Origin of the sequence: Streptomyces sp. CB02366, assembly GCF_001905905.1 — a bacterium.
In the GTDB taxonomy this organism is placed as follows: domain Bacteria; phylum Actinomycetota; class Actinomycetes; order Streptomycetales; family Streptomycetaceae; genus Streptomyces.
This window is the reverse complement of sequence record NZ_LIVT01000002.1, coordinates 624610-639878: the sequence shown is the minus strand read 5'-3', so window position 1 is coordinate 639878 and position 15269 is coordinate 624610. Positions and strand designations below refer to the sequence as shown.

Annotated in this window: 13 protein-coding genes; 11 read left to right on the top strand and 2 right to left on the bottom strand. The window is 72.4% G+C overall.

Features of this window, described 5'->3' with window-relative positions; genetic code table 11:
- The first annotated feature begins 49 nt into the window (after positions 1-49).
- Positions 50-613 carry a GNAT family N-acetyltransferase gene (locus AMK24_RS08330; RefSeq protein WP_073766566.1) on the top strand — a complete coding sequence of 188 codons (564 nt, stop codon included), beginning with the start codon at positions 50-52 and terminating at the stop codon, positions 611-613.
- On the opposite strand, the gene AMK24_RS08325 is transcribed toward AMK24_RS08330, so the two are convergent.
- The gene (locus AMK24_RS08325) at positions 546-1214 is read right to left on the bottom strand and encodes a GNAT family N-acetyltransferase (protein WP_073766763.1); all 669 of its coding nucleotides are present in this window, start codon (positions 1212-1214) and stop codon (positions 546-548) included. The two genes, AMK24_RS08330 and AMK24_RS08325, sit on opposite strands and share 68 nt — an antisense overlap.
- 113 nt (positions 1215-1327) lie before the next feature.
- Between AMK24_RS08325 and AMK24_RS08320 the strand changes: the two genes are divergently transcribed.
- The 4 genes from AMK24_RS08320 (at position 1328) to AMK24_RS08305 (ending at position 7156) form a co-directional block, all read left to right on the top strand.
- Positions 1328-2065: a CGNR zinc finger domain-containing protein gene (locus tag AMK24_RS08320; protein ID WP_073766564.1), complete on the top strand. Its 738-nt coding sequence runs from the start codon at positions 1328-1330 to the stop codon at positions 2063-2065.
- Positions 2066-2216: 151 nt separating this feature from the next.
- On the top strand, positions 2217-4604 hold the full coding sequence (locus AMK24_RS08315) for a HelD family protein (protein WP_073766562.1): 2388 nt from the start codon (positions 2217-2219) through the stop codon (positions 4602-4604).
- A gap of 457 nt (positions 4605-5061) precedes the next feature.
- Positions 5062-6498 (top strand): NAD-dependent malic enzyme, encoded by a 1437-nt coding sequence (locus AMK24_RS08310; protein WP_073766560.1) that lies wholly within the window; start codon positions 5062-5064, stop codon positions 6496-6498.
- A gap of 376 nt (positions 6499-6874) precedes the next feature.
- The gene (locus tag AMK24_RS08305; protein WP_017237029.1) at positions 6875-7156 is read left to right on the top strand and encodes an HU family DNA-binding protein; all 282 of its coding nucleotides are present in this window, start codon (positions 6875-6877) and stop codon (positions 7154-7156) included.
- A 376-nt stretch (positions 7157-7532) separates the two neighbouring features.
- Here AMK24_RS08305 and murA read toward each other — a convergent pair whose 3' ends face one another.
- A complete protein-coding gene (gene murA / locus AMK24_RS08300; RefSeq protein WP_073766558.1) occupies positions 7533-8873 on the bottom strand; it encodes a UDP-N-acetylglucosamine 1-carboxyvinyltransferase in 1341 nt (446 codons plus the stop codon).
- Positions 8874-9159: 286 nt separating this feature from the next.
- Between murA and AMK24_RS08295 the strand changes: the two genes are divergently transcribed.
- From AMK24_RS08295 to AMK24_RS08270, 6 genes are all read left to right on the top strand, one after another.
- On the top strand, positions 9160-9720 hold the full coding sequence (locus AMK24_RS08295) for a YqgE/AlgH family protein (RefSeq protein ID WP_073766556.1): 561 nt from the start codon (positions 9160-9162) through the stop codon (positions 9718-9720).
- Between the two features lie 76 nt (positions 9721-9796).
- Positions 9797-10090 carry a DUF3039 domain-containing protein gene (locus tag AMK24_RS08290; RefSeq protein WP_003968816.1) on the top strand — a complete coding sequence of 98 codons (294 nt, stop codon included), beginning with the start codon at positions 9797-9799 and terminating at the stop codon, positions 10088-10090.
- Between the two features lie 241 nt (positions 10091-10331).
- Positions 10332-11636 carry an extracellular solute-binding protein gene (locus tag AMK24_RS08285; protein WP_073766554.1) on the top strand — a complete coding sequence of 435 codons (1305 nt, stop codon included), beginning with the start codon at positions 10332-10334 and terminating at the stop codon, positions 11634-11636.
- A gap of 2 nt (positions 11637-11638) precedes the next feature.
- The gene (locus tag AMK24_RS08280) at positions 11639-12625 is read left to right on the top strand and encodes a carbohydrate ABC transporter permease (protein WP_073766552.1); all 987 of its coding nucleotides are present in this window, start codon (positions 11639-11641) and stop codon (positions 12623-12625) included.
- Positions 12626-12645: 20 nt separating this feature from the next.
- Positions 12646-13533, top strand: a complete 888-nt coding sequence (locus AMK24_RS08275; protein WP_073766761.1) for a carbohydrate ABC transporter permease — start codon at positions 12646-12648, stop codon at positions 13531-13533.
- A gap of 4 nt (positions 13534-13537) precedes the next feature.
- Positions 13538-15247, top strand: coding sequence for a beta-N-acetylhexosaminidase (locus AMK24_RS08270; RefSeq protein ID WP_073766550.1), 1710 nt, complete (start codon positions 13538-13540; stop codon positions 15245-15247).
- The last annotated feature ends 22 nt before the right edge of the window (positions 15248-15269 follow it).

Sequence of the window (15269 nt, the reverse complement as noted above, 5' to 3'; positions counted from 1 at the left end):
CCGTGCCCCGGTCCGGTGGGCGGCGTCCGGCAGCCCTTAGCGTGAGCGGATGAACGATCACAGCCGCCTCCTCGCCCCCGACGTGACCTTCCGGCCCGCCGAACCCGCCGACGCGCCCTCCTTCGCCGCGGCCCTCACCCGTAACCGCGCCTCCATGCGCCGCTGGGAGCCGGTACGCCCCGAGTCCTTCTACTCCGTCGAGGGCCAGGCCGCCCGGCTCACCGCGCTGCTGGCCGACCGGGACGCCGGACGGGCCATGCCCTGGGTACTGGCCGACGCCGGGGAGCGGGTGATCGGCGCGTTCACGCTCTCCGCCATCGAGCGGGGCCCCTTCCGCAACGGCCGGCTCGGCTACTGGGTCGACGCCGACCACGCCGGACGCGGCCTGGCCACCGCCGCCGTCGGCGCGGTGTGCGACGCGGCCCGCGACCTGCTGGGCCTGCACCGCGTCGAGGCGGCGACCGTCACCGACAACGCGGCGTCCCAACGCGTGCTCGCCAAGGCCGGGTTCGAGCGGACCGGCACCGCGCCGGGCTATCTGCACATCAACGGCCGGTGGCGCGACCACCATCTGTTCCAGCGGCTGCTGCACGACGACCCGCCGACCGGCTGAGCGCCGCCGCCGGGGCCCGGCGCGCGTGCACATGGCCCTCCAGCGGATAGTCGGGCGGCAGCGGCGGGATCACGCGTGCCAACGCGTACCCGCCCTTCTCCGCCACCCGGCAGGAGGCCCCGTTGTCCACCTGGTGCAGCAACTCCAGCCGCGTCAGGCCCGATGCGGCGAATCGTGTGAACGCCCAGTCGGTCAGCGCCGCCAGCGCCCGTGACGCCACGCCTCGGCCCCGTGCCGGAGCGGTCGTCCAATACCCCACCTGTGCCGTGCCGTCGAGCGGGTCCGGCCGCTTCAGCGCGACGTTGCCGAGCAGTTCACCGCCCGGCCCGCCGCCCCGTCCGTCCACCCGCCCGGCTTCCGTCACGGCGAAGCCGTAGCGGACCCCCGTCGCCCACCCCGTACGCTGCGCCTCCAGCCAGGCCGCCGCCCCGTCCGGTCCGGAGACCTGGACGGCCAGCCACCGCCGCATCGCCGGATCGTCGTAGGCCCGCAGCAGGGCGGGCAGGTCCTCCGGGCGCCACCGGCGCAGCAGCAGTCCGCCGGCGTCGAGCACCGTGTCCCCGTCGACCTCGTCCACGGGCGCCTCCCCCTCGTGATCCATGACCGCCACGGTACGGGGGCGGGTCCGGGGCGGCGGCGGGGGTTCCGGCCGGGCCCCGGCGGGTCCACTCTGGGGGTGGCCGTTCCACCGGCGACCGAGGCGGTGACAGGGGTATGGCTATGGGCAGGGGCACGGGGGCGGGGCGCTTCGAGGCGGGTCGAATCTGCCTCGACCTGCTGGCCACGGGGCGTACGGACGGAGCGCCGGGGGCCGGGGAACGGCTCGGCGGCCCCGCCCGGTTGGAGCGGTGGCTGACCGGGGTCCGGCTCGTCCCACCCGGCACCGCGCTGACGGCGGTGGACGCCGCCTGGGTGGAACGTTTCCACGAACTGCGCGGTGACGTCAGCCGCCTGATGGCCGCTCAGCTTGGTGGGCCCGAGGCCGGAGGCGCACTGGAGCGGGTCAACGCCCTGGCCTCCGGGGCTCCTCCGGGCCCCCGTGCGGTACGCGGCGCGGACGGGGTTCTCGTACGGGCCCTGAACGCCCCGCCGGACTGCGCGGGCCTCCTGGCCGCCGTCGCCCGGGACGCGGTGGACCTGCTCACCGACCCGGTCGCGCGGGCGTCCCTGCGCCGCTGCCAGGGCGAGGCGTGCCACCGGCTCTACCTGGACACCTCGCGCGGCGGACGGCGGCGCTGGTGCTCCGGCGAGGTCTGCGGCAACCGCGCGCGGGTCGCCCGCCACCGCCGCAGGAGCCTGGGCGCGCCCGGCGGCGAGGGCCCGGGAGCCGCCGGGTCGGAGGGTTCCGGCGGCGCGGCGGATGGCTCCGGCGGGCCCCAGGGGCCCGCCGGGGCTCCGGGAACGCCCGGCGCCGCCGGACCGGGAGAGGAGGGCCTGCCCGGCGTCGGATGAACCGGCCGCCCGCCGCCCGCCCGCCCCGTATGCGGCGGCCGAGGCGGCGGCCCGGGCGGCGCGCGGTCCCGGCTCCTGGTCGGCAGGTGCGCTCGGGCCCCCCTTCGCATAGGGTTGACGGCTGCCCAGTGCCGTGAAGAAAGGGGCCTCGGTGGCCGCGCAGGATGCCGCTGTCGAATCGCTGCGGGACCGGGAAATCGGTGTCGAACAGGAACATCTCGACCGTGTTTACCACCGTCTCGAAGAGAAGATCGACGAGGCGGAATTCCTCATGAAGGACGCCGTCCAACGCGGCCAGGTCGGTACCCCCGGCGCGCTCGCGGAGAGGGACGCCCAGGTGTTCCGGGCGGGAATCCACCTCAACCGGCTGAACAGCGAGTTCGAGGACTTCCTGTTCGGGCGGATCGACCTGCTGCTCGGCAAGGACGGGGAGCGCGGCCCGGACGGCGCGTACACCTCCGTCGAGCCGGCCGACGACGCCGTACGCGACGACGCCACCGCCGACATCGCCGAGACGCTCCACATCGGCCGGATCGGGGTCCTGGACTCCGACTACGCGCCGCTGGTGATCGACTGGAGGGCCCCGGCCGCCGCCCCGTTCTACCGCTCCACCCCGAAGGACCCGGGCCGGGTCGTGCGCCGCCGGGTCATCCGCTCCAAGGGGCGCCGGGTGCTCGGGGTCGAGGACGACCTGATGCGCCCGGAGCTGACGGCGTCCCTGGGCGGCGAGAAGCTGCCCGTCATCGGGGACGGCGCGCTGATGGCGGCGCTCGGCCAGGCCCGCAGCCACACCATGCGGGACATCGTCTCCTCCATCCAGGCCGAACAGGACCTGGTCATCCGGGCCCCCGCCGCCTCCGTCACCGAGGTCACCGGCGGCCCCGGCACCGGAAAGACCGCGGTCGCCCTGCACCGGGCGGCGTACCTGCTCTACCAGGACCGGCGGCGGTACGCGGGCGGCATCCTCATCGTCTCGCCGACCCCGCTCCTGGTCGCGTACACCGAAGGGGTGCTGCCCTCGCTCGGCGAGGAGGGCCAGGTCGCGATCCGCGCGATCGGCTCGCTCTCCGACGACGCGGCGGGCCTTGAGGGCGCCACCGCCTACGACGAACCGGCCGTGGCCCGGGTCAAGGGCTCCTCCCGGATGCTCCCCGTGCTGCGCAAGGCGGCCCGGGGCGCGCTGGAGCAGGGCCGGCCCGCCGCGCCCCGCCGGGAGACGGGTCAGCTCGCCTTCGGCGAGGAGCCCGAGGACGTCCCGGCCACCGGGGCCGCGACCCCGGACCGGCTGCGCGTGGTCGCCTTCGGGACCCGGATCGAGCTGGAGGCCGACGAGCTGCGGCGCATCCGCGACAACGTGCTGGGCGGCACCGCCCCGGTCAACCTGCTGCGCCCGCGTGCCCGCAAACTGCTGCTGGACGCCCTGTGGAACAAGTCGTCCGGACGCGGCCGGTACACCGATCCCGAACTGACCGCCGAGCTGCGGTCCTCGTTCGACGAGGACGTATCCACCGAGACCCCGTTCCTGGAGTTCCTGGACGCCTGGTGGCCCGAGCTGACGCCGCGCCGGGTGCTGGCCGCGATGGCCGACGAGAGGCGGCTGGCCCGCTGGGCCCGCCGGGTCCTCAACCAGGGCGAGGTGCGCCGCCTGGCCCGGTCGCTGAAGCGGCTCGACGCGGCGGGCGAGGGCCCGCTCTCCGTCCACGACGTGGCGCTCCTGGACGAGCTCCAGGCGCTGCTGGGCACCCCGGCCCGGCCCCGGCGCAAGCGCGAGGCCGATCCGCTGGACCAGCTCACCGGTCTGGAGGAGCTGATGCCGCAGCGCGAGGAGACCCAGTGGGAGCGGGCCGAGCGGCTGGCGGCGGAGCGCACCGAGTACGCCCACGTCATCGTCGACGAGGCGCAGGACCTCACGCCGATGCAGTGGCGCATGGTCGGCCGCCGGGGGCGGCACGCCACCTGGACGGTCGTCGGCGACCCGGCCCAGTCCTCCTGGTCCGACCCCGACGAGGCCGCCGCCGCCCGGGACGAGGCGCTGGGCTCCCGGCCGCGCCGCCGCTTCACGCTGACCGTCAACTACCGCAACCCGGCGGAGATCGCGGAGCTGGCCGCGAAGGTGCTGGCGCTGGCCATGCCCGGCATGGAGTCCCCGGCGGCGGTGCGCTCGACCGGGGTGGTGCCGCGCTTCGAGCCGGTACGCGACGGGGACCTGGCCGCCACCGTCCGCGCGGAGGCGGCCCGGCTGCTCGCGGAGGTGGACGGCACGGTCGGCGTGGTCGTCGCGATGAACCGGCGGTCCCAGGCCCGCGGCTGGCTCGCGGAGCTGGGGGAGCGGGTGGTGGCGCTGGGCAGCCTGGAGGCGAAGGGCCTGGAGTACGACGCCACGGTGGTGGTCTCGCCCGCGGAGATCGCGGACGAGTCACCGGCCGGCCTGCGGGTGCTGTACGTGGCGCTGACCCGGGCGACGCAGCAGCTCACGGTGGTCTCGGGGGAGCGGGACCTGCCGGACGGGAACGGGGTTCCGGACCTGCTGCGGGACTGACCGCGGGCCGCCGGACGCGGTGGCGCCCGGTGGCCCGAGCGGATTTCGTACGTCAACCCGTCGCACGGGAATCACTTTTCCGGGGTCTTTGTTACCGTGGTACTGGCACCGGCTCGATCCAAGCCCCCGGGCCCAACCTTCGTCGCTTCGAGCGACCACTTGCCGCGAGGCGAGCATGGCGGGCCGGTGCCACCCCAACGAAGAAGAACCGAACGAGGACAGACCCGCGTCACCCCCAGGTGACGCGGGTCTGTCCTCTTTCCGGTCCCGTCCGCCGCCTTCCCTGCCTCTCGGGGGTTCCGCTGAACGGGTGACTTCTCGTATGGTGGAAACTACTTTCCGAAAGGCGGCAGTCATTACCGGCTACCGGCCGGTAGGTGCGACGATCGGGAAGCACATCCGGAGCGCGGGTTCCGTATGTGCGGCAATGAAGCTCAGGAAAGCGAAGGACTCGGCCATGGCAACGGCGCCCAGCGTCTCGTACTCGATGACGGTCAGGCTGGAGGTGCCCGCGAGCGGCACCGCGGTCTCCCAGCTCACCACGGCCGTGGAGTCGTCCGGGGGCTCGGTCACCGGCCTCGACGTGACCGCGTCCGGCCATGAGAAGCTGCGGATCGACGTCACCATCGCCGCCTCCTCCACCTCGCACGCGGACGAGATCGTCGAGGGCCTGCGCGACATCGACGGCGTCGTGCTGGGCAAGGTCTCCGACCGTACGTTCCTCATGCACCTCGGCGGCAAGATCGAGATGGCGTCCAAGCACCCCATCCGCAACCGCGACGACCTCTCGATGATCTACACCCCCGGCGTCGCCCGGGTCTGCATGGCCATCGCGGAGAACCCCGAGGACGCGCGCCGCCTCACCATCAAGCGCAACTCCGTCGCGGTCGTGACGGACGGTTCCGCCGTGCTCGGCCTCGGCAACATCGGCCCGAAGGCCGCGCTGCCCGTGATGGAGGGCAAGGCGGCCCTCTTCAAGCGCTTCGCCGGCATCGACGCCTGGCCGCTCTGCCTGGACACCCAGGACCCCGACGAGATCGTCGCCATCGTCAAGGCGATCGCCCCCGGCTTCGCCGGCATCAACCTGGAGGACATCTCCGCGCCGCGCTGCTTCGAGATCGAGGCGCGGCTGCGCGAGGCCCTCGACATCCCCGTCTTCCACGACGACCAGCACGGCACCGCGATCGTCGTGCTGGCCGCCCTGACCAACGCCCTGCGCGTGGTGGGCAAGGACATCGGGGACGTGCGGGTCGTCATGTCCGGAGCGGGAGCGGCCGGCACGGCCATCCTGAAGCTGCTGCTCGCCGCCGGCGTCAAGCACGCCGTGGTCGCCGACATCCACGGCGTCGTGCACGCCGGGCGCGAGGACCTGGTCGCCGCCGACCCCGACTCGCCGCTGCGCTGGATCGCCGACAACACCAACCCGGAGGGCGTCATCGGCACCCTCAAGCAGGGCGTGGTCGGCGCCGACGTCTTCATCGGCGTCTCCGCCCCGAACGTCCTGAACGGCGACGACGTGGCCGCGATGGCGGACGACGCGATCGTGTTCGCGCTCGCGAACCCCGACCCCGAGGTCGATCCCGCGGTCGCCCGCCGGACGGCGGCGGTCGTCGCCACCGGCCGCTCCGACTTCCCCAACCAGATCAACAACGTACTGGTCTTCCCGGGCGTCTTCCGCGGTCTGCTGGACGCCCAGTCCCGCACCGTCAACACGGAGATGATGCTCGCCGCGGCCGGCGCCCTCGCCGACGTGGTCGCCGAGGACGAGGTCAACGCGAACTACATCATCCCCTCGGTCTTCAACGACAAGGTCGCGGGCGCCGTCGCCGACGCCGTCCGGGCCGCCGCGAAGGCCGCCGGGGCCACCGCGACCGCGCCCTCCACGCGGGTCTGACCCCACTGTTTCGGCACCCTTTCGGGGGGTACGCGCGAAGTACCCCGGCCCGCACCCGCCCGCGCCATACGGCGCGTCGCGGGTCGCGGCGCCCCAAACGCCCCTTTAGGGTGGGCGGGCAGCGGGCCCCGCGGGGCCCGGCATCCGCTGCGGACCGCTCGGCCACGTCGACGGAGCGTCACCACGAGCAGACCGTGGCGCTTTTCATCGACCACGAAGGGTTCCGGATTGGCTTTCCCGCCGCTGGTGGGGGCAGGATGCGTAATCGGGCGAGAGGGTCTGACATCAGACCCGGGTCCGGGGACTGTCAGAGGGCCCTGGCAGCATCGGCTTCGATCTCACGCCTCACAGGCAAGAAGAACACGGGAGTAACAACATGAACCGCAGTGAGCTGGTGGCCGCCCTGGCCGACCGTGCCGAGGTGACGCGCAAGGACGCCGACGCCGTGCTGGCCGCGCTCGCCGAGACCGTCGGTGAGGTCGTCGCCAAGGGTGACGAGAAGGTCACCATCCCCGGCTTCCTGACTTTCGAGCGCACCCACCGTGCCGCTCGCACCGCTCGGAACCCGCAGACCGGCGACCCGATCAACATCCCCGCCGGCTACAGCGTGAAGGTCTCCGCGGGCTCGAAGCTCAAGGAAGCCGCCAAGGGGAAGTAACCCCACGGCACGGCGAGGGCGGCCACTCCTGACCGGGAGTGGCCGCCCTTCCGCATGCCAGGGGCACATGCGCCCCGCATCTGCCCGCCCCGTGCACGCCCCCGCGCGCACCCGGGTGCCACGTATGCATCCGCGCGCCCTCGATGGCCTTGCCCGCGGCGCTGCGCGGCCCGTACGCGGCCGGACGCCCCCGGGCCCGGCGCCCTGTGCCCCCGCCCCGCCGCCCGTACGGCCTCCCAGGGCGCCTCTGACGCCCGACAGCCCGCCGCCCCGGCTCCGAGACCGGAACCGGGGCGGCGGGCTGCCCACGGGGGACCGCGCGGTGCGCAGCGCTGTGTGCGGCAGCACTGCGCGCCCTACGGGCGCGGGGGGAGGGTCAGACGAGTGAACCGCCCGGCAGCTCGACCTTCGCCCCGAGCTTCTCCAGCTTCTCCATGAAGTTCTCGTAGCCGCGGTTGATCAGGTCGATGCCGTGCACCCGGGAGGTGCCCTGCGCCGCCAGCGCCGCGATCAGGTACGAGAAGCCGCCCCGCAGGTCGGGGATGACCAGGTCGGCGCCCTGCAGCCTGGTCGGGCCGGAGACGACCGCCGAGTGCAGGAAGTTGCGCTGGCCGAAGCGGCAGTCCGAGCCGCCCAGGCACTCGCGGTAGAGCTGGATGTGCGCGCCCATCTGGTTGAGCGCGGAGGTGAACCCGAGGCGCGACTCGTACACCGTCTCGTGGACGATGGACAGCCCCGCGGCCTGCGTGAGCGCCACCACCAGCGGCTGCTGCCAGTCGGTCTGGAAGCCGGGGTGCACGTCCGTCTCCAGCGCGATGGCGTTGAGCGCCCCGCCCGGGTGCCAGAAGCGGATGCCCTCGTCGTCGATCTCGAAGGCCCCGCCGACCCTGCGGTAGGTGTTCAGGAAGGTCATCATCGAGCGCTGCTGGGCGCCGCGCACGTAGATGTTGCCCTCGGTCGCCAGGGCGGCCGACGCCCAGGAGGCGGCCTCCAGGCGGTCCGGGATCGCCCGGTGGGTGTATCCCTCGAGCCGGTCGACACCGGTGATCCGGATGGTCCGGTCGGTGTCCATGGAGATGATCGCGCCCATCTTCTGCAGAACGCAGATGAGGTCCTCGATCTCCGGTTCGACGGCCGCGTTGGACAGCTCGGTGACGCCCTCGGCGAGGACGGCGGTGAGCAGCACCTGCTCGGTGGAGCCCACCGAGGGGTAAGGCAGCCGGATCTTGGTGCCGCGCAGCCGCTGCGGGGCCTCCAGGTACTGGCCGTCCGCCCGCTTCTCGATGGTCGCGCCGAACTGGCGCAGCACCTCGAAGTGGAAGTCGATCGGCCGGCCGCCGATGTCGCAGCCGCCGAGGCCGGGGATGAAGGCGTGGCCGAGGCGGTGCAGCAGCGGGCCGCAGAACAGGATCGGGATGCGCGACGACCCCGCGTGGGCGTCGATGTCGGCGACGTTGGCCGACTCGACGTGCGAGGGGTCGAGGATCAGTTCGCCGGGCTCGTCGCCGGGGCGGACGGTGACGCCGTGCAGCTGGAGGAGCCCCCGGACCACCCGTACGTCACGGATGTCGGGAACGTTGCGGAGGCGGCTGGGCCCGCTGCCGAGCAGCGCGGCGACCATGGCCTTCGGCACCAGGTTCTTGGCGCCTCGGACGCGGATCTCGCCCTCCAGCGGGGTGCCGCCGTGGACAAGCAGGACATCGTCTGTGCCGGTCATGTATCTCGCGTTCCGGAGTGGTCGGGCAGGGGGCCAACGAAAAGGGTAATGGCCTCCTACCCCCGTTCCGTAAGGCGAAGGGGGGTGTCCGGACATCGTGAACGCACCGTGCCACCCTCCGCGTACCCGATCTTGCGGAGGGTCACCGTCCGGATGGGTGACGGCTGCCGGGAGCCCGGTGCGCTCCTCGTGCCTCCGTGCGCCCTGAGCTGCGCTCGCTCTCGTGAGGGCGGTATCACGGCCACTCGGCCCCCGTTGCGGGCGAAGATGCGGGATCATTCGAGCCATGACCGAGGTGTCCTCGCTCACAGGGCGGCTGCTCGTGGCCGCACCCGCCCTCACGGACCCGAATTTCGACCGCGCGGTGGTGCTGCTCCTCGACCACGACGAGGAGGGCTCCCTCGGCGTGGTCCTCAACCGCCCGACCCCCGTGGGCGTCGGCGACGTCCTCGCGCCGTGGGCCGCCCTGGCCGGCGAGCCCGACGTCGTCTTCCAGGGCGGGCCGGTCTCGCTCGACTCGGCGCTCGGCGTGGCGGTGATCCCCGGAGACGAGGGGCCGCTCGGCTGGCGGCGGGTGCACGGGGCGATCGGCCTGGTGGACCTGGAGACCCCGCCGGAGCTGCTGGGGCCGGCCATCGGCTCGCTGCGGATCTTCGCCGGGTACGCGGGCTGGGGGCCGGGCCAGTTGGAGGGCGAGCTGGCCGAGGGGGCGTGGTACGTGGTCGAGTCGGAGCCCGGCGACGTCTCCGCCCCGCACCCCGACCGGCTCTGGCGGGCGGTGCTCCGCCGCCAGCGCAGCGAGCTCGCGATGATCGCCACATATGCGGACGATCCGTCGCTCAACTGACCGGACGGCCCTCCGTTCGACCGGGGACGGCCCTTCCTTCGGCCGAAGGCCGTCTCTTTCAGTACCCTTGGCGGTTATGAGCACTCTTGAGCCCGATCGCGGGGCAGGTACGGGGACCCTCGTCGAGCCGACGCCGCAGGTGTCGAGGGGCGACGGCGACCACGAGCGCTACGCCCACTACGTCCAGAAGGACAAGATCATGGCGAGCGCCCTGGAGGGCACTCCCGTGGTCGCGCTGTGCGGCAAGGTCTGGGTACCGGGGCGCGACCCCAAGAAGTACCCGGTCTGCCCCATGTGCAAGGAGATCTACGAGTCCATGGGCGCCGGCGGCGACAAGGACAAGGGCAAGGGCGGCAAGGACAAGAAGTAGCACCGGCTCCTCCGTCTGCCCAAAGGCCCCCGGAGCGCACGACACCGTGCGCTCCGGGGGCCTTTCGCGTGCCCGCTCACGGACGGTGACCGTTCCGTGGCGTTGCACGGGCTGCATCCGCTGGTCACAGAGTGGTCGAGACCACTTGTCGTCACCGGAACGCGGATCTACTCTCCTGCCAGTTGTGCAGAACGAAACGCACGTTGCACATGATGCAACGCATGACCGGTAGGGGTTCCGGATGAAGCTTTCTGCCCGAATTGCCGCCCCGGCTGCGGCGCTTGTGCTGGCCGGCCTCACCGCCACCGCCTGCGCGCCGCAGACCTCCGACACGAGTGCGAAGGGTGACGACAAGAGCGGCACGCTCCGCGTCTGGCTCTTCCAGGAGGTCGGCAACAAGCCCAAGGAGAAGGTCGTCGAGGCGGCCGTCGCCGACTTCGAGAAGGCCCACGAGGGCGCGGAGGTCGAGATCGAGTACATACCCGTCGACACCCGCGCGCAGCGCATCAAGGCCGCCTTCAACGACCCCGAGAGCGCCCCCGACCTCATCGAGTACGGCAACAGCGACACCGCCGGATACGTCAAGGACGGCGGACTCGCGGACATCACCGAGGAGTTCGGCGCCTGGGACGAGGCCAAGGACACCGACCCGATCGCCAAGCAGTCCGTCACCGTGGGGGACAAGGTCTACGGCGCGCCCTTCTTCGTCGGCGTCCGGGCCCTCTACTACCGCACCGACGTCTTCAAGGACCTCGGCATCGACGCCCCCAAGTCCCAGGCCGAACTGATCTCCACCGCCAAGAAGATCCGCAAGGCCGAGCCCGACCTCTACGGCCTCGCGGTGGGCGGGGCGTACACCTACGGCGCGATGCCCTTCATCTGGGCCAACGGCGGCGAACTCGCGGGCGAGACCGGCGGCACGTACAAGTCCGGCATCAACAGCGAGAAGTCCCGCAAGGGCATCGAGGCCTACACCTCCCTCTTCGGCGACGACAACTGCCCGGCCGCCAAGTGCGCCTCCATGGGCGGCAACGCCACCGTGACCGCTTTCGCCTCCGGCAAGGCCGCCATGGCCATCGGCGGCGACTTCAGCCACGCGGCCGTCGAGGCCGGCGCGGTCAAGGGCAAGTACGCCGTCGTCCCGCTGCCCGGCGTGGCGGAGGGCTCCATCGCCCCGGCCTTCGCGGGCGGCAACAACCTCGGCGTCCTCAAGAGCAGTTCCCACCGCACCCTCGCCGTGGAGCTGATGAAGTCGCTGTCCGGCAAGAAGACCCAGGCCGCGATGTTCGACGCGATGGGCTTCCTGCCCACCTACACCGACGTCCTGGACAACGCCGCGAAGAAGGAGCCGTTCGTCGCCCCGTTCGTCCAGACCCTGGGCGCCGGCGCCAAGTTCGTCCCCGCCTCCCCGGCCTGGGGCCAGATCGACGCCTCCCTGATCCTGCCGACGATGTTCCAGGAGATCGTCTCCGGCCGTAAGGACGTGGCGACGGCCTCGGACGACGCGGCGAAGAAGATGGACGCGGCCTTCACCGAAGCCGGCTGACGATGACCACGCACACCTCTGCGCCCAAGGCCCCGCCCGCGGGCGCGGCCGGGGCGGTCGGCGGCCCCCCGGCCGCCCGCCCGCCCCGCTGGGGCCGCACCGTCTCGCCCAAGGGCCACTCCGGCTGGACCCCCTGGCTCTACCTGCTGCCCGCCCTCGTCCTGCTCGCCGGGCTGCTGGTCTACCCGATCTACCAACTCGGCCTGATCTCGTTCCTGGAGTACACCCAGGCCCAGGTCAGCGGCGGCGAACCCACCACCTTCCAGGGCTTCGGCAACTACGCCGCGCTCTTCGAGGACAGCCAGTTCTGGCAGGTCCTCCTCGCCACCGTGGTCTTCGCGGCGGCCTGCGTGGTCTCCACCCTGGTCGTCGGCTGCGCGCTCGCCGTCCTGCTCACCCGCATCCGCGCCCTGCCCCGGCTCGCGCTGATGATGGCCGCGCTCGGCGCCTGGGCCACCCCCGCGATCACCGGCTCCACCGTCTGGGTCTTCCTCTTCGACCCCGACTTCGGACCGGTCAACAAGGTGCTGGGACTCGGCGACTTCTCCTGGACGTACGGCCGCTACAGCGCCTTCGCGCTCGTGCTGCTCGAAGTCCTGTGGTGCTCGTTCCCGTTCGTGATGGTCACCGTCTACGCGGGCATCCGGGCCATCCCCACCGAGGTGCTGGAGGCCGCCTCCCTGGACGGCGCGTCCCAGTGGCGGATCTGGCGCACCATCATGGCGCCGATGCTCAAGCCCATCCTGATCGTCGTCACCATCCAGTCGATCATCTGGGACTTCAAGGTCTTCACCCAGATCTACGTCATGACCAACGGCGGCGGCATCGCCGGCCAGAACCTGGTGCTCAACGTGTACGCGTACCAGAAGGCGTTCGCGTCCTCGCAGTACAGCCTCGGATCGGCCATCGGCGTCGTGATGCTGGTGATCCTGCTGGCCGTCACGCTGGTCTATCTGCGCCTCGTACGGCGCCAGGGGGAGGAACTGTGAGCGCGACCACCGGCACCGCCGTGCCCGAGCGGACCGCACGCGGCGGCACGCGGCGGAGCGGCGGCATCGCCGGGCTGCTGCGGATCAAGCGCCCCGGCAGGCTGGCGGCCGAGGCCGCCGCCCTCCTGATCGCCGTCGCGGTCGCCTTCCCGCTGTACTGGATGGTGCTCTCCGCCTTCAAACCGGCCGGGGAGATCCAGTCCACCGACGCCCGCCCCTGGACGCTCGCCCCCTCGCTCGACTCGTTCCGCCGGGTCTTCGAACAGCAGGACTTCGGGCGCTACTTCCTCAACAGCCTGCTCGTGGCGGGCACGGTCGTCATCCTCTCCGCGCTGGTCGCCTTCCTGGCCGCCACCGCCGTGACCCGGTTCCGCTTCAAGTTCCGCACCACCCTGCTGATCATGTTCCTCGTCGCGCAGATGGTGCCGGTCGAGGCGCTGACCATCCCGCTGTTCTTCCTGATGCGGGACTTCGGCCAGCTCAACACCCTCGGCTCGCTGATCCTGCCGCACCTGGCCTTCTCGCTGCCGTTCGCGATCTGGATGCTGCGCGGCTTCGTCAAGGCCGTCCCCGAGGCGCTGGAGGAGGCCGCCTACATCGACGGGGCCAGCCGCACCCGGTTCCTGTGGCAGATCCTCTTCCCGCTGGTCTTCCCGGGCCTCGTGGCCACCAGCGTCTTCTCCTTCATCACCACCTGGAACGACTTCCTGTTCGCGAAGTCCTTCATCATCAGCGACACCTCCCAGTCGACGCTGCCGATGGCGCTGCTGGTCTTCTTCAAACCGGACGAGAACGACTGGGGAGGGATCATGGCAGGTTCGACGGTGATGACCATCCCCGTACTGGTCTTCTTCGTACTCGTACAGCGACGCCTCGTCTCCGGACTGGGCGGCGCGGTTAAGGACTGACGTCATGACACCCGAGAACCCCCTCGTCACGGGCGCCGTGGACACCGCGGCCCTCGGCCTGGTCCCGGCCCCGCGCACCCTGACCGCGGCCCCCGCCGGACCGTACCCGCTCGACTACACCACCCCGCTGACCGCCGCCCCGGGCACCGAGGGCGTCGCCCGCTGGCTGCGCGCCACCCTGGGCCCGCCCACCGGACTGCCCTTCCCCGAGGGCGACGGCACCGGCACCGGGCCGGGCGACGGCTCGGGCGCCGGCTCCACCGGGCAGGGCGTCGTGCTGGACCTCGACGCCTCGCTCGCCCCCGAGGGCTACCGCCTGGCCGTCGAGGCGAACGCCGTCCGTATCACCGGCGGCACCGCGGCCGGCGTCTTCCGGGGCGCGCAGACCCTCCGTCAGCTCCTCGGCCCCGACGCCTTCCGGCGCGCGCCCCTCGCCCCGGGCCGCACCTGGGAGGTCCCGCCCGTCGTCGTCGAGGACCAACCCCGCTTCGGCTGGCGCGGCATGATGCTCGACGTCTCCCGGCACTTCCTGCCCAAGGGCGACGTCCTGCGCTACCTGGACCTGCTGGCCGCCCACAAGCTGAACGTCCTCCACCTGCACCTCACCGACGACCAGGGCTGGCGCGTCGAGATCAAGCGCTACCCGCGCCTGACCGAGGTCGGCTCCTGGCGCGCCCGCACCAAGTACGGCCACCGGGCCTCCGACCTGTGGGACGAGACCCCCCACGGCGGCTTCTACACCCAGGACGACATCCGCGAAATCGTCGCGTACGCCGCCGAACGGCACATCCGGGTCGTCCCCGAGATCGACATCCCGGGCCACTCGCAGGCCGCGATCAGCGCCTACCCCGAACTGGGCAACACCGACGTCGTCGACACCACCGCCCTCACCGTCTGGGACACGTGGGGCGTCAACCCGAACGTCCTCGCCCCCACCGACACCACCCTGCGCTTCTTCGAGGGCGTCCTGGAGGAACTGCTCGAACTCTTCCCCGCCGAGACCTCGCCCTTCGTCCACATCGGCGGCGACGAGTGCCCCAAGGACCAGTGGAAGGAGTCCCCGGCCGCCCAGGCCAGGATCGCCGAACTCGGCGTGAAGGACGAGGACGGCCTCCAGTCGTGGTTCATCCGCCACTTCGACTCCTGGCTCACCGCCCGGGGCCGCCGCCTCATCGGCTGGGACGAGATCCTGGAGGGCGGCCTCGCCGACGGGGCCGCCGTCTCCTCCTGGCGCGGTTACGCCGGCGGCATCGCGGCGGCCGAGGCCGGGCACGACGTGGTCATGTGCCCGGAACAGCAGGTGTACCTGGACCACCGCCAGGACGGCGGCCCCGACGAGCCGATGCCCATCGGGTACGTACGGACCCTGGAGGACGTCTACCGCTTCGAGCCCGTCCCGCCGGGGCTGAGCGAGGAGGCGGCCCGTCACATCCTGGGCGCCCAGGCCAACGTGTGGACCGAGGTCATGCAGAACCGGGACCGCGTCGACTACCAGGTCTTCCCGCGCCTCGCCGCCTTCGCCGAGGTCGCCTGGTCCGCCCTCCCCGCCCCGGTCGACCGGGACTTCGCCGCGTTCGACGCCCGGATGACCGCCCACTACGCCCGGCTCGACGCCCTCGGCGTCGACTACCGCCGCCCGGGCGGCCCGCTGCCCCGGCAGCGGCGCCCCGGCGTGCTGGGCCGCCCGATCGAGGGGGCCCCGCCGGTGGTCTGACCCCGCACCGGCCCCCCGGCCG

What these genes read in the sequence shown, in the direction of transcription:
- AMK24_RS08325 (WP_073766763.1), bottom strand. Translation starts at nt 1,214, where the DNA reads ATGGATCACGAGGGGGAGGCGCCCGTGGACGAGGTCGACGGGGACACG.
- AMK24_RS08280 (WP_073766552.1), top strand. Translation starts at nt 11,639, where the DNA reads ATGACCACGCACACCTCTGCGCCCAAGGCCCCGCCCGCGGGCGCGGCC.
- AMK24_RS08330 (WP_073766566.1), top strand. Translation starts at nt 50, where the DNA reads ATGAACGATCACAGCCGCCTCCTCGCCCCCGACGTGACCTTCCGGCCC.
- AMK24_RS08285 (WP_073766554.1), top strand. Translation starts at nt 10,332, where the DNA reads ATGAAGCTTTCTGCCCGAATTGCCGCCCCGGCTGCGGCGCTTGTGCTG.
- AMK24_RS08295 (WP_073766556.1), top strand. Translation starts at nt 9,160, where the DNA reads ATGACCGAGGTGTCCTCGCTCACAGGGCGGCTGCTCGTGGCCGCACCC.
- AMK24_RS08310 (WP_073766560.1), top strand. Translation starts at nt 5,062, where the DNA reads ATGGCAACGGCGCCCAGCGTCTCGTACTCGATGACGGTCAGGCTGGAG.
- AMK24_RS08305 (WP_017237029.1), top strand. Translation starts at nt 6,875, where the DNA reads ATGAACCGCAGTGAGCTGGTGGCCGCCCTGGCCGACCGTGCCGAGGTG.
- AMK24_RS08270 (WP_073766550.1), top strand. Translation starts at nt 13,538, where the DNA reads ATGACACCCGAGAACCCCCTCGTCACGGGCGCCGTGGACACCGCGGCC.
- AMK24_RS08290 (WP_003968816.1), top strand. Translation starts at nt 9,797, where the DNA reads ATGAGCACTCTTGAGCCCGATCGCGGGGCAGGTACGGGGACCCTCGTC.
- murA (WP_073766558.1), bottom strand. Translation starts at nt 8,873, where the DNA reads ATGACCGGCACAGACGATGTCCTGCTTGTCCACGGCGGCACCCCGCTG.
- AMK24_RS08320 (WP_073766564.1), top strand. Translation starts at nt 1,328, where the DNA reads ATGGCTATGGGCAGGGGCACGGGGGCGGGGCGCTTCGAGGCGGGTCGA.